At 69.2% G+C, this 9708-nt stretch carries 2 protein-coding genes; one reads left to right on the top strand and one right to left on the bottom strand.

Features of this window, described 5'->3' with window-relative positions:
* Positions 1–59: 59 nt before the first annotated feature.
* Positions 60–4667 (bottom strand): type I polyketide synthase, encoded by a 4608-nt coding sequence (locus tag FL344_RS01650; RefSeq protein WP_228564683.1) that lies wholly within the window; start codon positions 4665–4667, stop codon positions 60–62.
* Between the two features lie 513 nt (positions 4668–5180).
* Here FL344_RS01650 and FL344_RS01645 point away from each other — a divergent pair.
* On the top strand, positions 5181–9704 hold the full coding sequence (locus FL344_RS01645) for a type I polyketide synthase (RefSeq protein ID WP_141617240.1): 4524 nt from the start codon (positions 5181–5183) through the stop codon (positions 9702–9704).
* The last annotated feature ends 4 nt before the right edge of the window (positions 9705–9708 follow it).

Here is a 9708-nt window from a genome sequence, read left to right as displayed (position 1 = left end):
CGAAGTCGATATCCAGAAAGTGGGGGATCGGGTGCTCCAGCGGGGGCTGGAGCTTCCGTTCACGCGGCCTTCACGCCGCGGCGTCGAAGCTCTTCGGCGAGCTCCTGCTCGGAGACGCGGGTGACCCGGTCGAGCAGCTCGCGATAGAGGGACTCTTGTTGCCGCGCCTGGAGGTCGGCGATTGCCTTCGCCAGCCCCGCCACGGTGGGCGACGTGAAGAGCAGTGCCAGACTCAGGTCCAACTGCAACCGTGAGCGCAGCCGCCCGACGACCTGCGTGGCGAGCAGCGAGTGCCCACCCAACTCGAAGAAGTGGTCGTGCCGCGCCACCTGTTCGACGCCCAGGATCTCCTGCCACAGGCTCGCGATGACACGCTCCAGCTCATTGGCGGGAAGCTCTTCGTCTCCGGTGCGGACCTTGCGAGCGACCTTGGGCAGCGCAACCGCTCGCTGGAGCCACGCAGTCAGTCGCCGTGACACGTCACCCGTGGCCACCACCACCGGGCCATCCAGGCCGCCCGTGACGACTCGCTGGAAGGCCTCGGTGGCTTCGTCCTCGGCCATGGCATACGGCTCGAGGTCAGGAGCGCGCGCATCGCTGGCGCCGGCTGCTCGCGGCCACGGGTCCCAGGCCACGCTCATCCAAGGCGTTCCTGTGTCCCGGCTGCGGTGGGCCGCGAACGCATCCACGAAGAGGTTGGCCGCCGTCGAAGGCGTGTCGCCGAACGGCGACAGCACGGCCGCCGACGCGGAGAACAGCATCACGAAGTCCAGCGCCCGGCCGCGCAGGACGTCCTCCAGCACGTAGGTGCCGCGTACCTTGGCGCGGAAACGGGCCTCCGCGTCCGTGTTCGTCGAGGAGGGCGGGGGCCGCTCGGGCGGAGCCAGGGGAAGGTCCGCGCAGTGCAGCACCCCGTGGAGCGCGCCGAAGCGCTGGTCCACCTCGGCCAGGACTTCCTGCATCCAGTGCGGCTTGGAGACGTCGGCGCTCAGGACGAGCACCTTTGCTCCGTGTGACTCCAATTCACGCACGCGCTGGATGAGCAGGCTGGCGTCGTCGTCCTCACCCTGGGTGGAAACCCAATCATCCCAGAGCCGCCGGGGCGGCAGCGGCGTGCGGCCCACCAGGGCCAGCCGCGCCTGCTTCGTGCGCGCCAGATGGCTGGCCAGCAGCAGGCCCACGCGGCCCAGGCCACCGGTGATGAGGTACACGCCGCGCTCACGCAGAGGCCGTGCGGGGGCGGCCGCCTCCGTCAGCCGCACGGGAGAAAGCTCCTGGACCCAGCGGCGTGAACCGCGCAAGGCCACCCGGACGTCTCGTGCCTCCGTGGCGAGCTCGGCGACGAGCTGTTCGGCTAGCGCCGCAACGCCTTCTGCGCCAGGGAGGATTACATCGACGCCACGCGCGGTGATGTGCACGTGTTGCTGCGACAGCACCTGGCAGGGGCCCAACAGGGGCGCCTTCTCCGGCAGTGCCTCCGCTCGGCCGTCTGGGTCGAACAGGTGGTTGGAGATGACCTCCACCCGGAGGGGGCGTGCATCCTTCAGTCCGGCTAGGGCTTGCCCCAGGTGCACCACGCTGTAGTAGCCCAACGCTTGCTCGGCCTGGAACCGCGTCAGCGCGGACTCGCGCTCGCCCTGCGGCGTCAGGCTCCACAGGTGGACGAACACTTCAGGCCGGGGTGTCAGCTCCGCCAGCGCGCTCAGCAACGCGACGTAGTCTCCAGGTACGCTCGGTGTCACGGTGAAGAGCCGCTCGCCGTCACGGGAGAACGCGGCGCCCGCGTGCACGGTGACGACGTACTGTCCCGCATCTTCCAACCGGGAGACGAGCCGCGAGGCCAACGGGCCTCCGTCGGTGAACACCACCCAGCACCGGGGCTGGGCGAGCGCGGAGGGCGCCGGCGTGGCCGGGGGCGTGCGCCGCCACGAGGGCAGGTGAAACCAGTCCGCGATGTCGGTCAGCTTGCTGGCGCCCGCAGCCTGCGAGGCCAGCAGCGCGGCGGACCGGTCCAGCGGAGCAACCCAATACCGCTGTCCTTCGAAGGGGTACGTGGGAAGGGGGATGCGCCGGACCGTCTCTGACCCGTGCACGCCGCTCCAGTCCACCTCCACTCCCGCGAGCCACAGCCGTCCCAGCGCATTCAAGAAGACGGCCTCGTCCGGCTGGTCATCCTTGGGATGACGTGCGGAGGAGACGATGGTGCGCGCGGCTGCGGGCTCGCCTTGGAGCCTTGCCACGGCGGTCAGCGACTGCGCGGGACCCACCTCCAGCAGGACGCGCGTCGAGTCCTCCAGCAGCACCTGCATGCCGTCCCGGAAGCGCACCGAGTGGCGCAGGTGGTCCACCCAGTACCGCGGTTGCGTCACCTCGTCCCCCGTGACGGGCTGGCCGGTCCGGCTGGAGATGTAGGGCCGCTCGGGTGGACGGAGTGTCAGACGGGACACGCGCTCGTGGAAGCGCGGCAGGATGCGCTCCAGCATGCGCGAGTGCGCCGCCGCCTCCACGTGCAGTTGGCGGTGCTCCACGCCTCGCGCCGTCAGCTCCGCCATCAATCGCTTCACCGCCGCGAGTGGGCCGGAGACCACGCACTGCGAGGGCGCATTCACCGCCGCGAGGTCCAGCTCCTGGCCCAGCAGCGGCACCACCTCCGCCTCGGGAAGGCTGATGCTCAGCATGGACCCGGCGGGCAGCTCATCCATGAGCTGGCCACGCAGGGCCACCAGGGCCGCCGCATCCTCCACCGACAGCACACCGGCGAGGCACGCCGCCGCGTACTCGCCCAGGCTGTGGCCGAGCATCTGCTCCGGCTCCACGCCACATGACATCCACAGCCGCGCCAGGGCGTACTCCGTCAGGAAGATGGCGGGCAGCGCGAGCGCGTTGCGGGAAAGCCCCGGCACCTCCTGGAGGGGCTCCTGGTAGAGCACCGTGCGCAGGTCCACGCCCAGGTGTGGGCGCAGGACGCTGGCGACCTCGTCGGCGGCCTCACGGAAGACGGACTCCGTGCGGTACAGGCCCGCGCCCATGCCCAGGTGGTGAGTGCCTCCTCCCGGGAAGAGGAACGCCACGGGGCGGCCTCGCGCCTCTTGCTTCAGCGTCACCAGCCGCTCTGGCTCCTCGCCTCGCAAGACGCGGATGGCGTGCTCCCGGTCCTTCACCACGGCGATGCGGCGGTGCTGGAAGGCCTGCCGACCCACTTGCAGCGTGTAGGCCACGTCCTTCAGCGCCTGCTCCGGGTGTTGTTCCAGGTGGGCAGCCAGCGACTCCGTCGCGGCATCCAGGGCGGTGCTCGTCTTCGCCGACAACGGCAGCACGTACCAGGGACGGGCGTCCGCGGTGGGGGCGACGGAGGGGGCCTCCTCGAGGATGATGTGCGCGTTGGTGCCACCAATGCCAAAGGCGCTGACGCCGGCTCGGCGAGGGGAGGAGCCCGGTGCCCAGTCCCTCAGGGTGGCGTTGACGAAGAAGGGACTGGTGGCGAAGTCAATCTGCGGATTGGGCTCCTGGAAGTGCAGTGTGGGCGGCAGTTGCTGGTGCTTCAGCGCGAGGACCGTCTTGATGAGGCTGGCGATTCCAGACGCGGCATCCAGGTGGCCGATGTTGGGCTTCACCGAGCCGAGCGCGCAGAAGCCTGTGTCCTGGGTGCTCGTCCGGAAGGCGCGGGTGAGCGCGCGCACCTCGATGGGGTCTCCCAGTTGGGTGCCCGTGCCATGGGCCTCCACATAGGTGATGCTCCGCGCGTCCACCTCCGCTGTCAGCAAGGCATTGCGGATGACGCGTGACTGGCCTTGGACGCTGGGGGCGTTGAAGCTGGCCTTCTGGGCGCCGTCGTTGTTGATGGCCGAGCCACGGATGACGGCGTGGATGGTGTCTCCATCCTCCAGGGCGTCCTCCAGGCGCTTGAGCACCACCAGGCCCGCGCCGTTACCGAAGAGGGTGCCCTGCGCCTGCGCATCAAAGGCGCGGCAGCGTCCGTCTGGCGATGCAACACCACCAAATTGATACAGGTAGCCGGTGCGCTGAGGCGACTGGAGGGCTACACCGCCAGCGAGGGCCATGCGGCATTCGCCCGCGAGGAGCGCCTGGGAAGCCAGGTGCACCGCCACCAGCGAGGTGGAGCAGGCGGTGTGCAGGGAATAGGCCGGACCCTTCAGGTTGAGCCGGTGCGCCACCCGCGTGCTGAGGAAGGCCAGGTCGTTGCCGAGGCCCACCTCGAACGCGCCGAGCATCCCCAGCGCGGCCGGGTTGGAGAAGAGATTGAAGACGTACGTGTTGGTCCGGGCGCCTGCGTAGACGCCGATGTGCTCCCGATAGCGCTCGGGGTCGTAGCCCGCGTCTTCCAGTGCCGCCCAGGCACACTCCAGGAAGACACGCTGCTGCGGATCCATCACCTCGGCTTCCTTGGGGGTGATGCCGAAGAAGGCCGCGTCGAACAGGTCCGCGCCCTCGATGGGGGCCGCGGCGCGCACGTACTGCGGTGACTTGCGCAGCGCCGGGTCCTCCATGACGGAAGGCTCCAGCTCCGACTCCTGGAGGAAGGTGATGGACTCGACGCCATCCCGAAGGTTCCGCCAGTACGCCTCGGCGTTACAGGCCCCGGGAAAGCGACAGGCCATCCCGATGATTGCAATCTCCAGCCCGTTCCAGTGGGTGTCGCCAGCCATGATTTCTTGAGTCCCCAAGATGTTTTCGGGAGTCGGAGGTCCCGCACGCTCGCGCGCAGCGGTTCCATTCCGGAGCACGCTGAGGGCCCTGGCGCGCGAAACAGCAAGCAACGAAGCAGGCCCCCAGCGCTTCAAGTAAAGCAGGTTTCAGGATGAAAGTCGCTACAGCAGGAAAAACTTATAAGGCACGCCAAGTTACTTTTTCTTGGTAAATTGACTAGGCTGATATCGCTGGATTACGACTGAGGTTGCCGCGGTAGGCAATGTCATACTGGTACCAGGATGAGCTACCTGGAGTGTAGTTGCCGTTCTCAGAGAGAGCGGGCGAGCACGCGGCAGGCAGGTGCATGTCGGGCATCCGGTGATTGGGATGCTGGCGTCCCCTGACGTGAGTCCGTCCAGTCCTTCAGTTCATCGAAGCGCCGCCGAGTCTCGTCCCAGGGGCGCTCGGAGCAGCAGCTCGAGCGGTTCGAGCTCCATCAGCCGTGCGCAAGGAAGCAGGGGTAGACAAACATGGGTCGTCACACCCGGTATGAGGGGGACGCGAGTCTCGCGGTAGCCATTGTCGGCATGGCCGCCCGCGTGCCCGGTGCCGAAGACGTGGACGCCTTCTGGCGCCTGCTGCGTGAGGGCAGGGAGGCCATCACCTTCTTCACCAACGAAGCGATGAAGGCGTTGGGCGTGGAGCCCGGCTGGCTGGCCAATCCAAACTTCGTTCGCGCAGCCCCTGTCCTGGCGCGGCCAGGGCGTTTCGACGCGGCATTGTTCGGATACGCCCCACGTGAGGCGGAGTTGCTGGACCCGCAGCACCGCATCTTCCTGGAGTGTGCCTGGTCGGCGCTGGAGCACGCGGGCTACGCCCCGGGCCGGTTGACGGTCTCCACCGGCGTCTTCGCGGGCTCCAGCTTGAGCACCTATCTGCTGTTCAATCTGCTCTCCCGGGCGGAGTTCCAGCAGGCCGAGGACACGTTCCCGGCCATGGTCGGGAACGACAAAGACTTCCTGGCCACGCGCGTGGCCTATCACTTCAATCTCAAGGGGCCCGCGCTCACCGTGCAGACGGGGTGCTCGACGTCGCTGGTGGCCACGCACCTCGCCTGTCAGTCGCTGCTGGGCTACCAGTGCGACGTGGCGCTGGCGGGCGGCGTGTCCGTGCACATGCCCCAGCGCACGGGCTACCACTCTCAGGACGGCGGCATCACCTCTCCGGACGGGCACTGCCGCGCGTTCGACGCCCAGGGGCAGGGCACGCTCTTCGGCAGCGGCGCGGGCGTGGTGGTGCTCAAGCGCTTGGAGGACGCGCTGAACGATGGTGACACCATCCACGCCGTCATTCGTGGCTCGGCCATCAACAACGACGGCGCCATGAAGGTGGGCTACACCGCCCCCGGGGTCGAGGGACAGTCGGAGGTCATTGCCCGCGCACAGGCCGTGGCGGAGGTGTCCCCGGACTCCATCTCGTACGTGGAGGCGCATGGCACCGCCACGCCGCTGGGAGATCCCGTGGAGGTGCAGGCCCTCACGGAGGCCTTCCGCGCGGGGACGGACAGGCGTGGCTTCTGCGGGCTGGGCTCGGTGAAGACCAATGTGGGCCACCTGGACGCGGCGGCGGGCGTCACCGGCCTGCTGAAGACGGTGCTCTCGCTGGAGCATGGCGAGCTGCCTCCCAGCCTGCACTACGAGAAGCCCAACCCACGCATCGACTTCGAGAGCAGCCCCTTCTACGTCAACGCCGCGCTCAAGCCATGGCCGGTGGGGGACACGCCTCGGCGCGCGGGGGTGAGCTCATTCGGGATTGGTGGCACCAACGCGCACGTCATCCTGGAGGAGGCGCCTGCCACCCTCCCGGGCGATGCGGCGCGCCCATGGCAGCTCCTGGTGTTGTCCGCGAAGACAGCCTCGGCGCTGGAGTCCCAGACGGCCGCGCTGCTGGCGCACTTGCAGGCCCACCCGGAGCAGCAGCTCGCGGACGTGGCCTGGACGCTTCAGGTCGGGCGCAAGCCCATGGAGCTGCGCCGCGTGGTGGTGTGTGTGGACCGGGCGAGCGCCGTGGCGGCGCTGGAGTCCAAGGACCCGCAGCGCATGTTTACCTTGGCCCCAGGCAACAGCACGCCGTCGGCCGTCTTCATGTTCCCCGGCGGAGGCGCGCAGTACCCGGACATGGGCCGTGGCCTCTACGCCTCCGAGAAGGTGTTCCGCGAGGCCGTGGACCGCTGCTGTGGGCTGCTGCGGCCCCGGCTGGGCTTTGACTTGCGGCCCGTCATGTACCCGGACGCGGCGAATGCCGCGGATGCCGTGCAGCGCCTCAAGCGCACCTCGCTGGCGCTGCCTGCGCTCTTCACCGTGGAATACGCGCTGGCGCAGTTGTGGCAATCCTGGGGCGTGAAGCCCGAGGCGCTCATCGGCCACAGCCTGGGCGAGTACGCTGCGGCCTGCCTCGCGGGCGTCTTCTCCTTGGAGGACGCACTGGCGCTGGTAGTGCTGCGCGGCAAGCTCTTCGAAGAACTGCCCGGTGGCGGCATGCTCAGCGTCCCATTGCCCGAGGCGGAGCTTCGCCCGTTGCTGGGGGATTCGCTGTCCATTGCCGCGATGAACGGACCCGCGCAGTGCGCGGTCGCCGGGACGGTGGAGGCCGTCGAGGCGCTGGCCGCCGAGCTGACCCGGCGCGAGGTGGAGTTCCGTCACATCCCCATCGATGTGGCGGCGCACTCGCACCTGGTGGAGCCCATCCTCGCGCGCTTCGAGTCCTTCGTGGGGACCCTGACGCGCAATGCGCCCACATTGCCCATTGTCTCCAACGTCACCGGCACGTGGATGACGCCCGAGGAGGCGGTGGACCCGGCTTACTGGACGCGGCATCTGCGGCAGACAGTGCGCTTTGGTGACGGCATCCGCACGCTGGCCGCGCAGCCTGGCCGCGTCTACCTGGAGGTCGGTCCAGGCCGCACGCTGGGGACACTGGCGCGCCTGCAGCTCAATGGGCCCAAGGCCCCCTCGGTCCTCTCCTCGCTGCGTCACCCCCAGGACCCGGTGCCGGATGACGCGTTTCTCACCACCACTGTCGGCCGGCTCTGGGCGGCGGGTATGGAGGTGGACTGGAACGCGGTACATGGCGGTGCTCGGCGTCTGCGTGTGCCGCTCCCGACCTATCCCTTCGAGGGCCAGGATTACTGGCTGGCGCCGGAGGCGTCCTCCTCGCGTCGCAGGGGGGGCGCGCGCAAGAGCGCGGACGTGGCCGGCTGGTTCTATCTGCCCTCGTGGCAGCGTGCGCCGTTGATGCCCAAGGCAGGGCCCGTGATGTCGCGCGGATGGGTCGTCTACCAGGATGCGGGGGGCCTGGGGGCGGCCCTGGCGGAGCGGTTGGAGCGACTGGGCCACGGTGTCATTCGCGTGACGCCCGGCCCCGGTTTCCGTCAGGTGACGGAGCACGAGTTCACCGTGGATGGGCGAGCGCGTGAGGACCACGCCCAGTTGCTGCATGCGTTGAAGGCTCGGAGCTTCAACGTGGAGCGCGTGGTGTACCTCTGGAGCCTCGATGTGTCCGGGGCGGACTTCGACGAGGCCCAGGCGCGCGGTTTCTTTGGCGTGCTGCGGCTTGCGCAGGCCCTGTCCGGTGCGGAGCTGCCCGGGCCCGTGGAGTTGACGGTGGTGGGGCGCGAAGCGCTGGAGGTGGAGAGCGCCGACGCGGTGGCTCCCGAGCGCGCCACGCTGCCGGCGCTGTGCAAGGTGATTCCGCAAGAGCTGGACACCGTGGCGTGCCGCTACGTGGACGTCCGCACGCCATCGGTGGACGCATTGGTGCGGGAGGTGACGTCGGATGCCTCGGAGCCGGTGGTGGCCTGGCGCGGCCCTCATCGGCAGGTGCAGGCGTACGAGCCGCTGCGCATCGAAGCCGACACGCCGGCGTCCTGGCCCCTCAAGCAGCGCGGCGTCTACGTCATCACGGGCGGCCTGGGCGGCGTGGGCCTGCGGATGGCGGATTATCTGGCGCGCACCAGGCAGGCGCGGCTGGTCCTGGTGGGGCGCTCCGGCGTGGAGCAGGACGCGGATGGCCGTCGTCAACGTGCGGTGCGAGCGCTGGAGGCCGCGGGAGCGGAGGTGCTGGTGGCTCGCGCGGATGTGGCGGATGAGGCGCAGTTGCGCGCGGTCCTGGCGGACGTGGATTCTCGCTTTGGCGCGCTGGATGGCGTCATCCACGCCGCGGGGCTCGCGGGCGACGGCGCGGTGTCGTTGCTTGGAACCATGGAGCCGACGACGTGCGCGCCGCACTTCCGGGCGAAGGTGCATGGCACATATGCACTGGACCGGGCGCTGGCGGGCCGCGCGTTGGATTTCGTGCTGCTGGTGTCCTCCAACGCCACGGTGCTGGGCGGCCTGGGATTGGGGGCCTACGCGGCGGCCAATGCCTTCCTGGATGCATTCGCGGCGGCGCGCTCGCGGACCGGGGGCACGCGATGGCTGAGCACCAACTGGGATGGGTGGCCCGTGGATGCCGCCGAGGGCGCGAAGGCGGTCCAGACCAGCATCGACCAGTTCGCCATGACGCCCGACGAGGCGGTGGAGGCCTTTCGCCGGGTGGTGGAGGCGCCGCTGGAAGGGCAGGTGTTGGTGTCCACGGGCAACCTGGACGCGCGCGTGGCGCAGTGGGTACGGCGCGAGGGCGCGGGCGCGAAGAAGGACGCGGGGGGCACGTTGCACTCACGTCCCGCGCTGGGCACTGAGTATGTGGCACCCACCGATGAGGTGGAGCGCGCGCTCGTGCGTGTGTGGCAGGAGCAGCTGGGACTGGAGCAGTTGGGCATTCACGACAACTTCTTCGACCTGGGAGGGAATTCACTCCTGTGGCTGAAGATCGTCGGGCGCATGAAGCGGGAACTGGGGCGGGACGTGCCCCTCACCAGCGTCTTCGAGGCCCCCACCGTGGCCACCCTGGCGAAGAAGCTGGGACAGGGACCGGCTCCAGCGGAGACCACCGCCTTCGAGTCCAGCCAGAGCCGTGGGGCTCAGCGCAGAGAGCGGCGCAGCCGTCGCGAGTAGGGCG

It is taken from the genome of Myxococcus sp. AB036A, assembly GCF_006547355.1.
Lineage (GTDB): Bacteria > Myxococcota > Myxococcia > Myxococcales > Myxococcaceae > Myxococcus > Myxococcus virescens.
This window is presented reverse-complemented; position numbering and strand designations above follow the sequence as displayed.

Excerpts from the sequence above, each read along its gene's own strand:
- FL344_RS01645 (WP_141617240.1), top strand. The coding sequence starts at position 5,181 with ATGGGTCGTCACACCCGGTATGAGGGGGACGCGAGTCTCGCGGTAGCC.
- FL344_RS01650 (WP_228564683.1), bottom strand. The coding sequence starts at position 4,667 with ATGGCTGGCGACACCCACTGGAACGGGCTGGAGATTGCAATCATCGGG.